Here is an 18,446-nt window from a genome sequence, read left to right as displayed (position 1 = left end):
CGTCGGGGTTCTACTTCTTGATGCGGGCAAGCAGCTTGTCGAGCTTCTGCTGATCGAGGCCTGCCAGTGGGAAGTCGGAGGGGGTGTAGGCCGGCTGGGCGGTGACCTCGTCTCCAGCGATCAGCGCACGCAGGACCTCGGCATGGCGGCTCGCGAGCGCCTCGATCGTGGCCCGGTGGTACATCGCCTCGCTGAAGAACCAGGTGACCCGGAGCTGGCCCTCGGCCATCCCCGCGACGACGGCCAGCTTGTGCTGGCGTGTCGGGGCCTGGGGCTCGGCGGGATCCTGCACGGTGAGCCACGGGCTGGCCAGGTGGTACTGGCCGACGTAACGGAAGAGCACCTCGGACCGTGGACGCGCCGCCAGCGCCTTCGCCTCGGGCTCGTTGCCGAGGTAGCGCAGCACTCCGTAGCCGATTCCCCGGTGAGGCACCGCGCGCAGCTGCTCCTTCACCGCCTTGACCGTTGCTCCCATGTCGGGGCTCGGCGCCGGGGTGAGCACGACCGGGTACAGCGAGGCGAACCAGCCCACCGTCTGGGAGAGGTCCACCCCATCGAACAGATCCTCCCGGCCATGGCCCTCCAGGTCGAGCTGCAGGTGCGGCTGGCCGGACCAGCCACACAAGGTCTTCGCGAGCGCGGCGATCAGCAGCTCGCCGATCTCGGACCGGTGCCGCTCTGGCAGGTCATGGAGCAGCGCTCGGCTCTCCTCCGGCGTCAGCGAGAAGGCGAGGCTGCGCTCGAGCGTGAGAGGGAGGGTGGCTTCCTTCCGATCCACGGGGAGGCCGGCGGCCGGCGCGGCTGTGGAGCTCCAGTGCGGCAGCTCCTCTCTCGCTCGCGAGGTCGCGTGACGCTGAAGCTGCTCGACCCACGTCTTGAGCGAGCTGGTGCGCGGGGGCAGCTCGCAGCGGCCCTGCTCCACGAGCTGCTCATAGGCGGCCTGGAGGTGCTCGAACAGGATGCGCCAGGACACGCCATCGATCACCAGCCGGTGCGCGGCGATGAGCAGGCGGGCGGGGCGATGGGGGCCGAACTCGAGCCAGGCGGCGGCGACCAGGGGACCGGTGCTCAGGTGAAGGCTGCGCTGGAGTCTCTGAGCGACTCGCTGGGCCTCCGTCTCCCGCGTGGCGTCTGGGACCGCCGAGAGGTCCACCCGCTCGAGCGGCATCGGCGCCTCGGGCGGGGCGATCGAGGCCTCCCAGCCGGACGGGCCACGGACCACTCGAAGCCGGAGCGCGTCGTGACGGTGGAGCAGGGCGGTCAAGGCCTGCTCGAGCCGCGCGACGTCCATGGGCTGGCGCGCCTCGAGCGGCACCAGGATGCACCAGGCGTCCGGATCGGAGGCGTCCTGCTCGAAGAACCACCGCTGGATGGGCGTCAGGGGAATGGGACCGGTGAGCGGCTCCTGCACCGCCGTGGGGGCCGCGGGAGCCTCGGAGGCCACGCTGGCCAGCTCCGCGATCGTCTGGTGCTGGAAGAGCTGTCGGGGGCTGAGCCGCAGCCCGGCCTGGTTCGCCTTCGAGATGACCTGGATGCAGAGGATGGAGTCGCCGCCGAGCCCGAAGAAGTTGTCGTGGACGCCGACCGCCTCGACGTTGAGCACCTGGCACCAGATGCGAGCCAGCGTGGCCTCGGCGGGCGTGCGCGGGGGAACCTGGGCCCGGCGCTGCTTCTGCCGCGCCTGCTCGATCGACGGGAGCGCGTCGTAGTGGATCTTCCCGTTGAGGGTGAGGGGCAGCTTCTTCAGGTGGATGTAGAGGTTCGGGAGCACCTCGTCGATCAAGTGCTCCGCCAGGAAGGCGCGGAGCTGCTCGGGATCCAGCTCCTGGCGGGCGACGTAGTAGGCGACCAGCACCTCGTTCCCGTTCGCGTCCTTCTTCAGCAGCACGACGCCGTCGCGGACCTGCGGGTGCTGGGTGAGCGCGTGACGCAGCTCCGCGAGCTCCACCCGGTAGCCGTGGTACTTCACCTGACTGTCGGCACGCCCCAGGTGCTCGAGGGTGCCATCGGAGAGGTGGCGGCCCAGATCGCCAGTGCGGTACAGCCGAGCTCCCGGCTCCTGGCTGAATGGGTCCGGGATGAACGCCTGGGCCGTCAGGTCCGGTCGGTTCAGGTAGCCTCGGGCGAGCGCCGCCCCTCCGATGTAGAGCTCACCGGCCACGCCTACCGGCACCGGTCGCAGCCGGGCGTCCAGGATGTACACCCGCGTGTTGGCGATGGGCCGCGCGAGGGGCAGGGCCGTCTCCGCGGCGAAGGGCCGGGCGGGATCGAAGCCGAACGTCATCACCCCGACGGTCGTCTCGGTGGGGCCGTAGTGGTTGTAGATGCGGCACTCGGGGGCGGCGGCCTGGAGCTGCTCCACCCACGCCCGCGGGCTGGCCTCGCCGCCCAGGATCAGTCGTCGCCGAGGGAGCAGGGCCCGGGTGTCTCCGGAGCTCAGCAGGGCCCTCAGGTGGCTCGGGACGATCTTGAGGACGTCGATCGGGTGACGCCGCATGTAGTCCGCGAGCGCGATCGGGTCTGATGCCCGCTCGGAGGAGATGACGTGCAGGCAGCTGCCGGTGCAGAGCGCCGGGAAGATGACCGTGTTGCCCAGGTCCGCCGCGAAGGTGGAGACGGTGGCGTAGGAGGCGCCCTCTGGAAGGTCGAGCCGCTCCAGGACGCTCGCGGTGTAGTTGTGGAGCTGGCGGTGCTCCACGATGACGCCCTTGGGACGCCCGGTGGAGCCAGAGGTGAACAGGACGTAGGCGGGGTGTTCGGGAGTCACGCCGCTCTCCGGTGCGTGCGTGGGCTCCTGGGCGAGCGCTGCCTCGCCGGCGTCGAGGCACAGCACCTCGCACCCCTCTCGGGCGGGCACGTCCTTGATCCGACGGCGCTCGGTGAGGAGGACGGGCGCCTGGAGATCGTCCAGCAGGTACATCAGCCGCTGGCGGGGCTGCGAGGGATCCAGCGGCACATAGGCGGCCCCGGCCTTCATCACGCCGAGCATCCCAACCACGATCTCGATCGAGCGGTCGAGCAGCAGGCCCACGCGCTTCTCGGGGCCGACGCCGCGCCGCCGCAGGGCGTGGGCGAGCTGATTGGCCCGGGCCTCGAGCTCCGCGTAGGTGAGGGAGGCGTCCTCGAAGGCCACCGCCGGGCGAGTCGGGTAGCGCGCCGCCAGCTCGGAGATCCACTCGTGGATGCAGCGTGGCCGGAGGCTCTGGTCCGTCGCGTTGAAGTCCCGCAGGAGCCGCTCACGCTCGCGGGCGCCCAGCGTCTCCAGCGTGCCCACTGGGGCATCCGGCTCACGGGCGGCATGCTCGAGCAGGGCCTCGAGCTGGTTCGCCAGGTGCAGGATGTCCGGTCCAGAGAAGAGGCTCGGGTCGTATTGAAGCCCGAGCCCCAGGGAGGAGCCGGTGCGGACGCAGGCGAGGGTCACCTTGGAGCGGTCCACGAAAGCCCGACAGAGCTCGACCCGAAGCTCCGAGGCGGTGGGCTCGACGGAGCTCTCGTCCTGCCACTCGAAGCCGAAGGCCGGATAGTCACGGCCCGCGACGGGCTCGTCACCCTCAACGGGCCAGACGAAGTAGCGCTGCCACTCGAGCAGCTCGCTTCGGGCCTGCTGGAGCTGCCGGGCCAGCTCGCTCATGCGCTGGGCGGGCTCCACGCTGCAGCGGAGTGGCAGCCAACGCGCCACCGGCCCCAGCGTCTCCGCCAGCTCCGGGTGCTCGCGACCGTCGCTCCGCAGGCCGAGGACGAGCTCCTTCTGACCCGCGAGCTTGCCGAGCAACGCCGCCCACGCGGCGAGCACGAACCCTTCCAGCGTGCACCCGGCACGGCGCGCAGCGTCCCCCAGCGCTTCCCCTCGTAGCGAGAGGGCATGGTGCCGCGGGATGCGGGAGAGCGCCGCCCCGCTGGTCCGGCGCTCGAGGGGCAGGGCCACGCTCGCGGCCGTGGGGGAGTGCCGCTCCCACCACGCCGCGGCAGGGCTCGTTGGCTCGGCTCGCTCAGCAAGCAGCTCGCTCTGCCACTCGGAGAAGGAGAGGTAGGGCAGCGGCTCGGAGTCGGGGCCAGACTCTCCCGCGCGAGTCGCATGGTCACGCTGAAGCTCCCGACAGAGGAGGCGCAGGGTGGCGGCGTCCGCGCGCATCCCCGGGAGGATCAGCCCGAGCAGATGCTGCCGCTCCTCCAAGGTGACGAGCAGCGCGCGCAGCACGGGGCCGGAGTCGAGCGAGAAGGGCCGGGTGCAAGCCTGCTCGAAGCGCTCCCGCGCCTGGCGCTCCCGTTCTTCCAGCCCGAGCGCGCGCAGATCCACCACGTCCCACTCCACCTCGCCGCGTGGAGCGATGGCCTGCACCGGCTCCGTGCTTCCCGGCAGGACCGGGAACGTCGTGCGGAGCACCTCGTGCCTTTCCACCAGCCGCTCCAGGGAGCGCTCGAGGTCCTTCCTGCGGAGCACCCCTTCGATCCGCATCAGAGCCTCGACACGGAAAGGCTCACCGCGGCGCTGGAGCCGCCACAGTCGTTGTTGTTGGGGAGAGAGCCGGTAGACGTCCATGCTTGTCTCGGAGTTCTTGAGCCTTCACCCGGGGCCCGCCAGCTCGCGGCGGCCCCGTCGCGTGGCGTGGCTGCGTCCTTGCTATCGCACGCTCGGGGCAGCCGCACCCCACTGGCGCACGTGCTCCCGCATCTGCCGCAGGTATCCTTCCTGGAGCGAGCGCTTCTCCTCGGGCGGCACGTACGCGATCTGGAGCGCGAGGAGCCGGTGGACCAGTCGCATCAGCGTGTTGAACTGATCCAGCCCCATGCCCCGGCCGAGCAGGTACGGGATGATCCAGAAGTCGAACGACCACTGGGGCAGCCACGTCGAGTTCTCGATCGTGAGGAACATCCGGTCGATGTGGTCCATCGCTTCCAGGCTCTCCATGGTGGCATGGCGCCAGCTGAAGCCCTGGCCGGAGATGCCGTACTGCTGCCTCTTGGCGTCGATGGGCGTCCCGGGCTCGCAGTACCAGAGCTGCGCTCGGTAGTAGTCGGGGCGGGTGCGCTGGATGAACTCGATCGTCTCCTCCACGGTCTCGTCCGTCTCGCCCGGGAAGCCGATGATGAACGAGGCGAAGGTCAGGATGCCGTGGTCATGCAGCCACTTCATCCCGTGGATGTACTTCTCCACGCTGGCCGCCTTGTTCATGTTCGTCAGGATCCTCGGCGAGCCCGACTCGATCCCCAGGAACACGCCCCGGCAGCCGCTGCGTGCAGCCAGCTCGACGGCCTCCTCGTCCGCGTTGCTGCACCGGAAGTAGGAGAACCAGTTGAACCCGTACCGGCGCTCGATCATCAGCCGGCACAGCTCCTTGAAGCGCTTGAGCGGCACATTGAAGGTGTCGTCGATGAAGACGACGTTGCGCGCGCCCTGCGCGGCCATCGCGTCCAGCTCCCGCCCCACCGCCTCCAGGCCCCCAAGCGTCAGGTTTCCCGCCCGCATCGGGTAGGCGCAGAACGAGCAGCTGTAGGCGCAGCTCCGTGCCGTGCGCGTCTGGAGCGTGGGCCCGAGCGGAGCATCTCCCAGCGCGTTCCAGTCGATGATGTTCTCGTCGAGCGGGTTGTTCTCCTCCACCCGGGGAGTGATGCGGTAGCGCCCGGCGCGCACCGGACCCCGGTCGTCGACGTAGACGAGGTTGGGGATCTCGGACAGCTCTCCCCCGTCCCGGAGGCGCTCCACGATTCGCGACAGGGTCAGCTCGCCCTGGCCCTCCACCACGTAGAGATCGGCCCCCAGCTCGTCGAGCACCGTGGCCAGCTCGTCCCCCTGGTGGCGCCGGAAGTGGTTGGCGATGAGCGGGCCGCCCACGATGATCCGGACGTCCGGGTTGTGCTGGCGGATGAACTTCACCATCTCGATCACCGGCTCGTTCAGGACGTAGAGCGTGGTGGTGAGCGCGATGCAGCGCGGGTTGCGCGCGAGGAGCCTGGCCAGTTGCTCCTTCTCATACTGGAACAGGTTGATGTAGCAGGCCTGGAAGCCCCTGCGCCTCAGGAAGCTCGTCAGGTAGACGGCCGCCAGACTGGGGATATCCCCCGACAGGAAGTCCCGGTGCGGTGTCGCCGGTCCCAGGGATTCCCGGTACACGCGGTTCAGCAGATCGGCGTAGGTCAGCTTGCTCTCGCCCACCTCGACGAAGCTGAACTTGAGGTCCCGGTAGGCCTCGGAGTCCTCGCCGTAGCGACGGAGCGTGGACTCGTACTCGTCGAAGGGAGTCTCGTTGTATCCGACGACGACGCAGTCGAGACGCGATGACTCCGACATGAATCGAATCCGTGGGCAGCCAGAGGGCTGCCCGGATGGTGGGCCGGCCCCCAGGAAGTTTGCGGGCGGAATCCTGGCATGATCTCGGAGCGCCTTCAACGGGACGCGCGGCCTTGGTACCGTGCGCCGTCTCGAGCTTTCTTCTTGAAACGAGGTCAGGCATGGCGCAGGTCACGGCGAAGCTGCCCCTCACCTACGAACCCGCGAAGTTGCTTCAGGCCTTGGAGCAGATCTCCCGGTTCCAGATCCGCGAGGAGCCCACGTACAGCGATCCTCCCATCCACGCGCGCTGGGGCGGAGCCAGCCTCCACTCGATTGGCGGCCGATGGGATGATGCCTCTCCGGGTCAGCCCGCCCTGGTCGGCTTCCAGGAGACGGAGCTCACGCGCGTCGCCCCGTACTTCAAGCACGTGCTGGACTCGCTGCCGTGTCCGAAGCACAGCGTGCGCATCTCGGTGATGTGGCCGAACGGTGGGATCCACGCTCACAGCGACTGGTTCCTGGGCTTCGACAAGGGGCTCATCCGGCTCCACATCCCGATCACCACGAACCCGGACGTGGAGTTCGTCGTCGGCGAGGAGCACTGCCACTGGAAGCCCGGCGAGCTCTGGTACGGCGACTTCAGCCTAGTCCACCATGTCTACAACCGGGGACAGGCGCCGCGCGTCCACCTCATCGCCGACGTGTGCGTCAACGACTTCATCGTGAGCCTGTTCCCGCCGGAGTTCATCTCACGGCAGCCCGGAGTGGCCAGGCACCGCGAGCCCATCGCGCTGGGCGCGGCGGAGCTGCCCTCGTACGCCTGCCGCTTCACGCTCTCCGGCTCCCTGGGAGACACGCCCCTGGCCGAGAACCTGCCGCTGGAGTGGGGCCTGAAGCGGGACTTCGACGGTGAGGTCCGTGTCTCCGGCGGACGGCTGGTGATGGCCATCAACGGCACCGACCTCATCGGGCTCGAGCCCATGGGCAACGACGAGTTCCGGATGTTCGGTGTGCCCCCGTCGATCCTGCTGGTCCTCCACCGCGAGCAGGGCCGGCTCACCTCCGTGTCCCTGAAGACTCCGCTCGGTCAGCTCCCGTTCCCGCTGCACGCTTGACCAGCGCGGGGGCGGGCTACGTCGCGGGGCGAGCGGTACCCTTCAACACGCCCTGAAGCGCCTCGAGCAGGCGGTCCATGCTCGCGGCGGGCGGCACGGTGATCCGGAGGTGGTTCCGCACGGCCTCCTTCGGGAAGCGGCGCACGGCGATCCGTCGTTCTGCCAGCCCCTGCTGCAGCGTGGTGGCTTCGTGCTCCGGGTGCCGGGCCAGGACGAAGTTGCCGCGAGGTGGGCGTACCTCGAAGCCGAGCGCCTGCAGCTCGGTGACCAGCCGGGCCCGGGAGTCCGCGAGCTGCCGGGCGAACCGCACGAAGTGCTCGCGACGCGCGAGCGCCTCGAGCGCCACCGCCTGCGGGAAGGCGCCGACGTTGAAGGCGTCCTTGCGCTGGAGCAGCTCCGCTGCCAGGGCTCGGTCGCAGACGCAGTAGCCGACCCGTGCTCCCGCCAGCGCGTAGAACTTGGAGAAGCTGCGGACCGTGACGACGTTGGCGCGCACCTGTCGAGGCAGCTCTTCGCCCGCGATCTCACCGTAGGCGTTGTCCCAGAGCAGGAACGAGCCAGGAGCCTGGGCCAGTGAGAACAGCTCCTCCGAGCGGAGGGCATGGCCGGTGATGGCGTTGGGTGAATCCACCACGGACAGGCTCGGCCCTGGGGGCGGCTCCACCCGGCCGCTGGAGAAGGTGCTCCCGGGCAGCGTCTCGCTCCGATAGCCCAGGCGGGCCGCCAGGAGCCCATGGATGGCGTAGCCGACGTCCTGGAGCCACATGGCCTCGTAGGACGTCCGCAGGTAGCGCAGCAGCTCGGAGAGAACCTCGTCGGAGCCATTCCCGACGAAGACGTTCGCCGCGTCGACGCCGTACAGCTCGGCGAGCTTCTCTCGCAGCAGGAGCGAGGTCGGGTGGGGGTACGCGGAGAGCGTCACCTTCGCCAGCGCCTGCCGCGCCATCTCCTCGAGCAGGGCGCGGTCGGCGAACAGGTTCTCGTTGCGGTGCAGCGTGAGCCAGCCGTCGCCCTCGATGTGCGGGCCAGGGTCATAGGTCACGGTCATCGGTCACCTCGATCCGAGCGCATTCAGCTCTCCTCGCCGTCGCGGGGCGGGGTAAGCGGCTTGGGTTTGATGGTGCGCAGCCTGGCGAAGTCCGACGTCCGCCGCGCCGTCTGGGGCTCGGCCTGTCGCGCGGGGGTGGGCGCCGGAGGGCTCACGCGGGCCGCCGTGCCGGAGACGAGCTCTCCCAGCAGACCTGCATACTGCTGGTGCATTCGCATGATGGTGGCCTCGTCGAAGAGGTCGGCGGCGTAGCTCCAGGTGACGGTCAGCTCCCCGCCGTGCTCCTGGAGGATCACCACGAGGTCGAACTTCACCTGATCGAAGTTCGGCTCCACCTCGCTCAGGGTCAGATCCTTCAGCCGCAGCGCCGACAGGGGAGCGTTCTGGAAGGCGAACAGGACCTGGAACACCGGGTTGTGGCTCAGCGAGCGCTCGAGCCCGAGCTCGTTGACCACTCGGTCGAATGGCACGTCCTGGTTGTCGTGCGCCGCGAGCGTGAGGGTCCGCACCTGCTCCAGCAGCTGTGCGAAGCTCATGTCGCCGCGCACCTGGCACCTGAGCGCGAGCGTGTTCACGAAGAAGCCGATCAGGTCCTCGGTGAAGGGGTGCGTGCGGTTGGCGGTCGGTGTCCCGACGACGAGGTCCCCCTCGCCCGTGAGGCGGTGAAGCAGCGCGTAGAAGGCCGCCAGGGTGGTCATGAACAGGGTCGCGCCCGCGCTCTTTCCGTATGCCTCGAGGGCGGCGGTCCGGGACGCATCGATCCGGCTCACGACCAGCCTGCCCCGGTGGCTCGGGAACTCCGGCGGCGGGCGATCGAAGGGCAGCCGGATGCGCGGCGGCGCTCCCGTGAGGTGCTGGCGCCAGTACTGGAGCTGGCCCTCGAGCAGCGGGTCCTGGAGCCACTCCCGCTGCCACCACGCGAAGTCGGCGTACTGGATGGGCAGGGGCGGCAGGGTGGGCTCGCGGCCGGCGGCGAAGGCCTCGTACAGGGCGGTGACCTCGCGGAAGAGGACGCCCAGTGACCAGCCGTCCGCGACGATGTGGTGCAGCGTCAGCAGGAGCCGGTGCTCCCGCTCCTCCAGCCGGAGGAGCCGGACCCGCAGCAGCGGAGGAGCATCGAGCGCGAACGGGCGCTCCGCCTCCTGTCGCTCCAGCTCACGGACGCGGGCCTGCCTCGCCGGGAGCGGCAGCCCACGGAGATCCTCGACGGGGATGTGGAGGGTGAGCCGCGGCGCGATGTGCTGGACCGGGGTTCCGTCCTGCAGCACGAAGGCGGTGCGAAGCACCTCATGGCGCTCGATGAGGGTGTTGAAGCACCGCTCGAGCGTCCGCACGTCGACCTCGCCAGTCAGGTGCAGGGCTCCCGGGATGTGGTACGCCGCGCTCTCCGGATCGAGCTGCGCGATGAACCAGAGTCGCTGCTGGGAGAAGGACAGCGGCATCGGCCCGTGGCGGGGCACCGGGGCGAGGGGACGTCTGGCGGCCGACGCCGACGCCTTCGCCGCATCGATTCGCTCCGCCAGCGCGGCGATGCTGCCGGCCTCGAAGATCGTCTTCAGCCCCAGCTCGACGCCCGTGGCCTCGCGAACCCGGGAGAGGAGGCGCATGGCCATCAGCGAGTGGCCACCCAGGGCGAAGAAGTTCTCGTGCAGGCCGACGCGGGAGATGCCGAGCAGCGCGGACCAGATTGCCGCCAGCGTCGCCTCGGTGCTCGTGCGGGGCGTGAGCGCCTCGGGTGTCGCCGCGCTCTCCGGGAGCAGTCCCGCGGCCAGCGCGCGACGGTCGACCTTTCCATTCGGAGTCAGGGGCAGCGCCTCGTGGAGCGCCACCGCGCCTGGGACCAGGTGCTCGGGCAGTCGCTTCGCGAGGAAGGTGCGCAGCTCGCTGGGAGTGACAGAGGACGCATCCCGGAGGACGACGTGCGCCACCAGCCGCCGGGTGTCGGCGCGATCTCCCACCGCCACCACCGAGGCCTCGCGTACCGAGGGGTGGGCCAGCAGCGCCGCCTCCACCTCTCCCGGCTCGATGCGGAACCCGCGGATCTTCACCTGCTGATCGACGCGTCCGAGGAAGTCGAGGCGTCCGTCGGCGCGCCAGCGGGCCCGATCTCCCGTTCGGTACATGCGCGTGCCGGGCTCACGGCTGAACGGATCGGGCAGGAAGCGCTCGGCGGTGAGCTCCGGCCGCCCGAGGTACCCGTGGGCCAGTCCGTCCCCCGCGCAGTACAGCTCTCCAGGAACGCCGATGGGGACGGGCTCGAGCGCCGCGTCGAGCACGTAGACGCGGGTGCCGGTGATGGGCGCGCCGATGGGGACCGGCGCCTCCACCTGCGCGGGAGTAGCCATCGGGTGGCAGCAGGTGAACGTGGTGTTCTCGGTGGGCCCGTAGCCGTTGACCAGGAGCGTCGGGTGCCGCTCGAGCACACGGCGCACGTGCTCGGGCGACAGCACGTCACCGCCCGCGAGCAGCTGTCTCACCCCGCCGAGCGCCTCGAGATCCCGATCCACGACGCCGTGGAAGAGCCCGGCGGTCAGCCACAGGCTGGTGACGCGGTGTCGCGCCACCACGGGTCCCAGCGACTCGAGCGCCGCCGCGCCTTGGCCGGGGAAGAGCACCAGTCGGCCTCCGTTGAGGAGCGGCCCCCAGATCTCCAGGGTCGCCGCGTCGAAGGATGGAGGTGCGAGCTGGAGGAAGGCGTCGTCCGCCTTCAGCGCGATGTAGTTGGGCTGGGTGACGAGGCGGAGTACCGCCCGGTGTGGCACGCAGACGCCCTTCGGCTGGCCGGTGGAGCCAGACGTGTACATGACATAGGCGAGGTCCTCCGCCTGGGGCCCATCCGCAAGTCGTTCGTCCGACTGCTCCGCGAGGGAGGCCCGGAGCGTATCGAGCGGCAGCCGTTCCGCGCCGGCACCTTCCAGCGCCGCCTGAAGGGCGGTCTCGGTGAGCACCCAGCGTGCGCCCGCGTCCGCGAGCATCAGCGACAGGCGCTCGGGCGGATCGCTGGGATCCAGGGGCAGGTACGCTCCGCCCGCCTTCAGGATGCCGAGCATCCCGATGATCAGCTCGAACGAGCGGTGGACACATAGGCCCACCGGCATTGCGGGCCCGACGCCGAGGCCCCGCAGGTAGTGCGCGAGCCGGTTGGCGCTCCGGTCCAGCTCTCGATACGTCAGGGACTGCCCGTCGCGTTCAATCGCGGTGGCGTCGGGGGTTTGATCGACCTGCGCCTCGAAACGCCGGGAGATCGACGCGTCGCGCGGAACGCCACGTCCGGTGTCATTGGCGGTCGTGATGAGGGCCTGCTCGGCTTCCGTGAGCAGGGGAAGCCGAGCGAGGGGAGCGTCAGGCTGCGCCAGCGCGCCCGAGAGCAGTCGCTCGAAGTGCTCGGCCATGCGGCTGACCGCCGCCGCGTCGAGCAGCGTGGAGTCGAACTGCCAGTGGCTGAGCCACTCGTCTCCGCGCCGGGAGATCTCCAGGAACAGGTCGAACTTCGCATGCGCGGGAGGGGGCTCATCCAAGGTGGCCCGCAGCCCCGCGAGGGCAAGCTCCGTCCTGGGCGCGTTCTGGAACGAGAACATGAACTGCAGGAACGGGGGGCGGCTGGAGGTGCGCGCCAGCCGCAGGGACTCCACCAGCTTCTCGAAAGGCAGATCCTGGTGCGAGAAGGCGCTCAAGGCCCCCTCTCGGACGCGAGCCAGGAGCTGCCGGAACGAGCTTCCCTCCGCCACCTGCGTCCGCAGCACCAGCGTGTTGACGAAGAAGCCCACCAGCTCTTCGAGCGCGGCGTGGGTCCGGTGGGCCACGGGCGTGCCCACGACGAGATCCCTTGCCCCGGTGTAGCGGTGGAGCAGCGCCTGGAACGTGGCGAGCAGCGCCATGAACGGCGTTGCGCCCTCGCGGCGGCAGAGTGCCTCGAGCGAGGTGGTCAGCGGCCGAGAGAGCGCGCTGTGCACGGTGCCGGACGGGCCCGGCTCGGCGGTCCTGGAGCCCCGCGCGAGGGGAAGCTCCAGCTCCGCCGGGGCACCGTCCAGAGCCCTTCGCCAGTACGCGAGCTGTCGCTCCAGCACCTCGCCCTGGAGCCACCGGCGCTGCCACACCGCGAAGTCGGCGTACTGCACCCCCAGCGCCGGGAGCGATGCCGCGCGTCCGTCCCTCCGGGCCTGGTACAGCGCGGCCAGATCGCGGAAGAGGATGCCGAGCGACCACGCATCGCAGACGATGTGGTGCAGGACCGCCACCAGCCGATGTTCCTCGTCGCCGAGGCGGAGCAGCCGCATACGGAGCAGCGGCGCTCGGTCCATCGGGAACGGTCGCGCCGCCTCTTCGTGGATGAGCTCCGCCGCGCGCGCCTCCCGAGACGAGGGCGAGAGCGAGCGCAGATCCTCTAGCGGGAGCGCCACCGCGCTGTCCGACTCGATGAGCTGGACGGGCTCGCCGGCACGCTCGATGAAGCGGGTGCGCAGGAGCTCGTGTCGGCGGAGCAGATCGGCCAGGGCTCCCGAGAGGGCAGACAGATCGAGCGGGCCCGTGAGGCGGAGCACCCCTGGCTCATTGTAGGCGGCGCTCCCGGGCTCCAGCTGGGCCAGCAGCCAGAGGCGTTGCTGAGCGAAGGAGAGGGGAAGGGGCGCGCCACGCTCGACCGGGACGAGCGGAGGGAGCGTGGCAGGCCGTGCTCCCGCGCGGGCCTGCTCGAGACGAGCGGCAAGCGCTGCCACCGTGCCGTCCTCGAACAACGCCCGGACCGGCAGCTCCACACCAAAGGCGTCGCGGATTCGCGAGATGACCTGCATGGCCAGCAGCGAGTGCCCGCCCAGCTCGAAGAACCCCTGGTCGACGCCGACACCGCCGAGCCCCAGCACGCTTGCCCAGATGCCCGCCAGCAGCTCTTCCGCCGCCGTTCGCGGCGCCCTGCCCGTGACAGGGGCATCGGGCTCCGGGAGCGCCCGCCGGTTCACCTTGCCGGAGGCGTTGTAGGGGAACGCCTCGAGCCGCACGAAGTGGGCGGGCACCATATAAGGAGGCAGCCGCGCGGCCATGTGCGCACGCAGCTCCGAGGCAGTCACCTCGGGCGGGGCCACCACGTAGGCGACCAGCTCTCCCTCCGCGCTCCCGGACGCACCGGGGCGCAGCAGCACCAGGGCGTCGCGGACTCCGTCGCGGGCTCGCAGGGCGGCCTCGAGCTCCCCGAGCTCGACGCGGAAGCCTCGGACCTTCACCTGCGCGTCGGCGCGTCCCAGGAACTCGAGCACTCCGTCGGCGCGGACGCGTGCCAGGTCTCCGGTGCGGTAGAGGCGCCCGCCGGGCGTGGCCGCGTGCGGGTTGGGCACGAAGCGCTCCGCGGTCAGCGCGGGCTCCCCGAGGTACCCGCGCGCCAGCCCCTCTCCCGCCAGCCAGAGCTCACCCACTCCACCCGTGGGCACGGGCTCCATCCGCCCGTCGAGCACGTAGGCTCCCATCGTTCGGAGTGGCCGACCGATGGGCACATCCTCCAGCTTCCGGGAGGTCTCCGCGAGGAGCTCGAAGGAAGTGGAGGATACCGTCGTCTCGGTGGGCCCATAGGTGTTGACGAGCCAAATGGAAGGGGGGACGCGGCGGTGCCACTGCCGGACCCGCTCCGCGCGTGCCCGATCGCCTCCGATGATCACCATCCGGATCGACGCAGGCAGCGTGAGGTCTCGCTCCTCCAGCGCGTCCGTGAGCGTGTGCCAGAACGCCGTGGGCAGATCCAGCACCGAGATCTCCCACCGCCGACAGCCCTCGAGGAACGCCTCCACCGTCGCGAGCATGGCCGCGTCCCGAAGGACGAGCGTCGCGCCCGAGGCGAGCGTGAGGAAGATCTCCTCCACGCTGGTGTCGAAGCTGAGCGAGTTGAACTGGAGGACCCGGTCTGTCGGGGTGACGCCGAGGAGCGCCCGCTCCGAGTGGATCAGGCTGGCCAGCGCGCGATGGGGGATCATCACGCCCTTGGGCTTGCCCGTGGAGCCCGACGTGTAGACGACGTAGGCGAGGTGCTCCGGGCGGACCGCGGTGGGCGGCGGCTCGCTCCGGGTCTCCTTCGCGCCACCCACCGTCACCACCGTCACGTCGCGGTGAGCGAAGAGCGGACCGTCGGCGGCCGCGGTGACGGCCACCCGGCTCCTCGCGTCGGTGAGCACATCGTTCAGTCGCGCCGCGTTGAACTCGGGATCGAGGGGGATGTAGGCCCCTCCAGCCTTGAGGACTCCGAGCACCGCGATGATCTGCTCGAGGGAGCGCTCCAGATAGAGGAGCACCGGGACGTCCGGCCCGACGCCGAGCGTGTGCAGCCGCCAGGCGAGCGCGTTGGCGCGTGCGTCCAGCTCCGCATACGTGAGTGTGCCCGCCTCGCACGAGACCGCGATCGCGCCGGGGGCTCGTCGCGCCTGTTCCTCGATCCAGGCGTGGACACAGGCCGGACGCGGAGCCTCCACGGGCCGTCCCCACTCCAGCAGTCGCGCCAGGTCCGCCGCCGAGTCGATGGGCACTGCGGCCAGCGGGGCCTCAGGCCTGGCGAGCGCGCCCACCAGGAGGGCCTCGTAGCGGCGCAGCAGCCTCTCGGCGGTGTCGGGCTCGAACAGGTCCTCGTTGTACTCCAGCGTCACGCGGAACCGCCCGTCGACCTCGGCGACGGAGAGGCTGAGATCGAACTGGGAGGTGCCCAGGTCCAGCTCGATGGACTCCATGGCCAGCCCGCCGAGGGCCAGCCGAGCGCCGCCCACGCCCAGGGCGAGCGCCGCCAGGCCTTCATCTCCTCGAAGCGGGAGCTGCTGGAGCGCGAACATCGTCTGGAAGAGGGGAGAGCGGCTCGCATCCCGTGCCGGGGCCAACCGTTCGACGAGGACGCTCAGCGGCAGGGCCGCGTGCTCCAGGGCTTCGCGGATGGTCCGACCCACCTCCGCCACCAGGGCGCGGAAGGGGAGGTCCGCCGTCAGCTCCAGCCGGAGCACCACGGGGTTCACGAAGTAGCCGATGGTCCCCGCCTGCTCCACACGGTCCCGTCCCGCGGTCGGCGTCCCGACCCAGAGCTCCCGCTGTCCATTGTGCCGGTGCAGCAGCGTGGCATAGCCCGCCAGCAGCGCGGCGAAGACGGTGGTCCCCTCCTGGGCGCCGAGCTGCTTCAGCCGGGCGGTGAGCTCCGGGGCGAGGAGTCGCTCCCGCCGACCGCCACGATAGGTCTGCACGGATGGACGGGGATGGTCCTCCAGGTGGTCGAGCACCGGAGCGGGGCCCGCAAGCTGCTGACTCCAGTACTCCCACAGGCCGGCGCCGGTCGGCCCCTCGAGGAGTCCCCGCTGCCAGCGGACGAAGTCCACATAGGAGGCGCTCGCTTCGGGCAGCTCCGCGCGTGTGCCTCGCACCGCCGCCGGGTACGCCACGGACAGTTCGCGGGCCAGCTGCCCCAGGGACCAGAGATCCGCCACCAGGTGATGCACCACCACGAGCAGCGCGTGCTCGCTCCCGTCTCGCCGGTAGAGCCGCACTCGCAGCAGCGGCCCGCGCTCGAGATCGAAGGGCTTCAGGGCCTCATCCCGCATCGCCTGCTGGAGCGCCTCCGTGCTCCACCCGGCTGTCTCTCTCAGCTCCAGATCGAGCGTGCCGTCAGGGTGGATCCGCTGGAGTGGCTCGCCGCCCGTCGCGTGGAAGGTGGTGCGCAGGGCAGGGTGACGCTCGATGAGCCGTAGCACCGCGCGCCGGAATGCATCCGAGTCGACCGGCTCCAGCACGCGAAGCGCGGCTGCGATGTGGTAGGCGGCGCTGCCAGGCGCGAGCTGGTGCAGGAACCACAGCGCCCGCTGGCCGTGGGAGAGAGGAAAATCACCGGTGGCGGGGCTCGTCGCCTCGGCCGTCGTCGCGAGGCTCCCCCCGGCCGCGAGTGCCGTCTCGACCTCGGAGACCAGCGCCTCCATGCTGGGCCCGCTCAGCAGGCGCGCGAGCGGCACGGTCACCTTCCAGCGCGCCTGGAGCCTGTGCTGGAGCTCCACGCTCGAGAGCGAGTCGAGCATCACGGGCTCGCTGGCGCCTCGGACGGGGTGGCCCAGGACGCGCGTCACTTCCTCCAGGACCTCTCGAGCCAGCGGAGAGGGAGGCACCCACGCCGTTTCAGTGCCGGACTCCGCGGAGGGCTCCCCGGACAGCGTGAAGCGCGCCAGGGGCTGCAGCTCTCCCGCGAGGAACCCGGCGCGGCAGGCATGGCGCTGGATCTTGCCGCTCGACGTCTTGGGCACGGTGCCGGGCTCGAGCAGCTCCACGGCGTACACGATCAGCTCGTGCTGCCGCGAGACATCCCGGCGGATCGCCTCGATGACCTCGTCGAGGCCGTTGCTCACGTGCCTGGCCGACACCTCGTACACGATGACGAGTCGCTCTTCGCCGTCCGCTTCCACCGAGAACGCGGCGCCGGAGCCGGGCCTGATGGCGGGATGGCTCCGCTCGACCGTGCGCTCGATGTCCTGGGGGTAGTGGTTCAGGCCGCGGATGATGAGCAGGTCCTTGGCCCGCCCGGTCACGAAGAGCTCTTCATCCCGCAGGAAGCCCAGGTCGCCGGTGCGCAGGAAGGGGCCCTCGCCCGAGCCGCGCAAGGAGGCCTGGAACGTCTGCGCGGTGGTGTCCGGCCGGTTCCAGTACCCGTCCGCGACGCTCGAGCCGGAGACCCAGATCTCGCCAATCGTCCCGTCGGGCAGGGGCGTGCCCTGCTCGGGATCCACGATGACCACCCGGCCATCCAGCGCGTTACGGCCGGAGCTCACCAGCGCATGGGCGTCCGAGCGCGCCGTCTCGACCGCAACGGCCTGGCCCCGCTGGAGCGAGGCTCCATCGAACGTCTCCACTCGAGGCGGTCGTCCCACCTCGCTGCCGGTCACCAGCAGGGTCGCCTCGGCCAGCCCGTAGCAGAGGAGGAAAGACTCGCGGCGGAACCCGAACGGTTCGAAGGTCCGCGCGAAGCTCTCGAGCGTCTCCGGGCGGATGGGTTCGGCTCCGTTGAACGCCACGCGCCAGGAGCTCAGGTCCAGCCCCTCGCACAGCTCGGGACGGGCCTTGCGCACGCACAGCGCGTAGGCGAAGTCGGGACCGCCACTGGTGGTGGCGTCGTAGCGGGAGATTGTCCGGAGCCACCGGAGCGGCTGCTGCAGGAAGTCCGCGGGCGACATCAGTACGGCCGGATAGCCCGTGTAGAGCGGCTGGAGCAGGCCGCCGATCAGCCCCATGTCGTGGTAGGGCGGCAGCCAGGTCACCACCCGGCTGGAGCGCGACTGCCGGAAGCGGATCCGGATCGCTTCCAGGTTCCGCAGGAGGTTGCGGTGCGAGAGCATCACCCCCTTGGGAAGGCTGGTGGAGCCGGAGGTGTACTGGAAGAACGCCCGCTCAGCCCCGGTGAGCGAGGGCGGCGTCCACGCCCTCGCGGCGCGCTCGTCCAGCGTGTCGGTGGCGATCCACGTCAGCTTCTCCAGCTCGGGGGCGAGCGGGAAGAACTGCCGGAGCAGCTCCAGGTGCTCGGTCCGGATGAGGCCGGCGGTGGCCTGTGCGTCGAGGGCGATGGCCTGGAGCCGCGCCAGCGAGCGGTCGTGTCGCGGCGGGTAGACGGGCACCGCGACGACGCCCGCGTAGAGGCAGCCGAAGAACGCGGCGATGTAGTCGAGCCCGGGAGGATAGAGGAGCAGGACGCGCTCGCCGGGAGCCAGCTGGCTCAGCCCGGCCGCGATCATCCGAGCGCGGTGGTCCAGCCCCGCGCAGGTCAGCAGCTCCTCCTGCTCCTCTCCGTCCGCGAGGAACGTGTACAGCGGGAAGTCTGGCTCCCGTCGAGCGCGCTCGCGCAGCAGGTCGACGAGCGTGGCCGCGTCCCGGGCGGGATCGTGATGGTCACTCATGCGCCCTGGGCCCGACTCTAGAGGAGGTCCTGCTGCTCGTGGTTCACGACGCCATTGTAGAGCGTCGCCTTCCCGGTCGCACGCCTGGATCTGCTCGTCTTACCTGGGGGAGTCACGGGCCAATGTGA

At 70.5% G+C, this 18,446-nt stretch carries 5 protein-coding genes; 1 reads left to right on the top strand and 4 read right to left on the bottom strand.

Going from position 1 to position 18,446, the window contains the following annotated elements; all coding sequences use genetic code 11:
- Positions 1 to 10: 10 nt before the first annotated feature.
- Both KY572_RS39040 and KY572_RS39035 read right to left on the bottom strand, forming a co-directional pair.
- Positions 11 to 4,540 carry a non-ribosomal peptide synthetase gene (locus tag KY572_RS39040; protein ID WP_224248817.1) on the bottom strand — a complete coding sequence of 1,510 codons (4,530 nt, stop codon included), beginning with the start codon at positions 4,538 to 4,540 and terminating at the stop codon, positions 11 to 13.
- A gap of 81 nt (positions 4,541 to 4,621) precedes the next feature.
- Positions 4,622 to 6,289: a PhpK family radical SAM P-methyltransferase gene (locus KY572_RS39035; protein ID WP_224248816.1), complete on the bottom strand. Its 1,668-nt coding sequence runs from the start codon at positions 6,287 to 6,289 to the stop codon at positions 4,622 to 4,624.
- A gap of 161 nt (positions 6,290 to 6,450) precedes the next feature.
- Between KY572_RS39035 and KY572_RS39030 the strand changes: the two genes are divergently transcribed.
- Complete coding sequence (locus tag KY572_RS39030; RefSeq protein WP_224248815.1) at positions 6,451 to 7,386, top strand: aspartyl/asparaginyl beta-hydroxylase domain-containing protein; 936 nt, start codon at positions 6,451 to 6,453, stop codon at positions 7,384 to 7,386.
- 16 nt (positions 7,387 to 7,402) lie between these two features.
- On the opposite strand, the gene KY572_RS39025 is transcribed toward KY572_RS39030, so the two are convergent.
- Both KY572_RS39025 and KY572_RS39020 read right to left on the bottom strand, forming a co-directional pair.
- Entirely contained in the window at positions 7,403 to 8,434 is a 1,032-nt protein-coding gene (locus tag KY572_RS39025) for a pyridoxal phosphate-dependent aminotransferase (protein WP_224248814.1), read from the bottom strand.
- A gap of 23 nt (positions 8,435 to 8,457) precedes the next feature.
- A complete protein-coding gene (locus tag KY572_RS39020; protein ID WP_224248813.1) occupies positions 8,458 to 18,318 on the bottom strand; it encodes a non-ribosomal peptide synthetase in 9,861 nt (3,286 codons plus the stop codon).
- Between the last annotated feature and the right edge of the window lie 128 nt (positions 18,319 to 18,446).

This window comes from Hyalangium gracile (assembly GCF_020103725.1).
In the GTDB taxonomy this organism is placed as follows: Bacteria; Myxococcota; Myxococcia; order Myxococcales; family Myxococcaceae; genus Hyalangium; species Hyalangium gracile.
The sequence above is the reverse complement of the archived record's forward strand: the minus strand, read 5'-3'. Positions and strand labels throughout refer to the sequence as shown.

Coding starts and splice junctions, on each gene's coding strand:
- KY572_RS39020 (WP_224248813.1), bottom strand. CDS start 18,318: ATGAGTGACCATCACGATCCCGCCCGGGACGCGGCCACGCTCGTCGAC.
- KY572_RS39035 (WP_224248816.1), bottom strand. CDS start 6,289: ATGTCGGAGTCATCGCGTCTCGACTGCGTCGTCGTCGGATACAACGAG.
- KY572_RS39040 (WP_224248817.1), bottom strand. CDS start 4,540: ATGGACGTCTACCGGCTCTCTCCCCAACAACAACGACTGTGGCGGCTC.
- KY572_RS39030 (WP_224248815.1), top strand. CDS start 6,451: ATGGCGCAGGTCACGGCGAAGCTGCCCCTCACCTACGAACCCGCGAAG.
- KY572_RS39025 (WP_224248814.1), bottom strand. CDS start 8,434: ATGACCGTGACCTATGACCCTGGCCCGCACATCGAGGGCGACGGCTGG.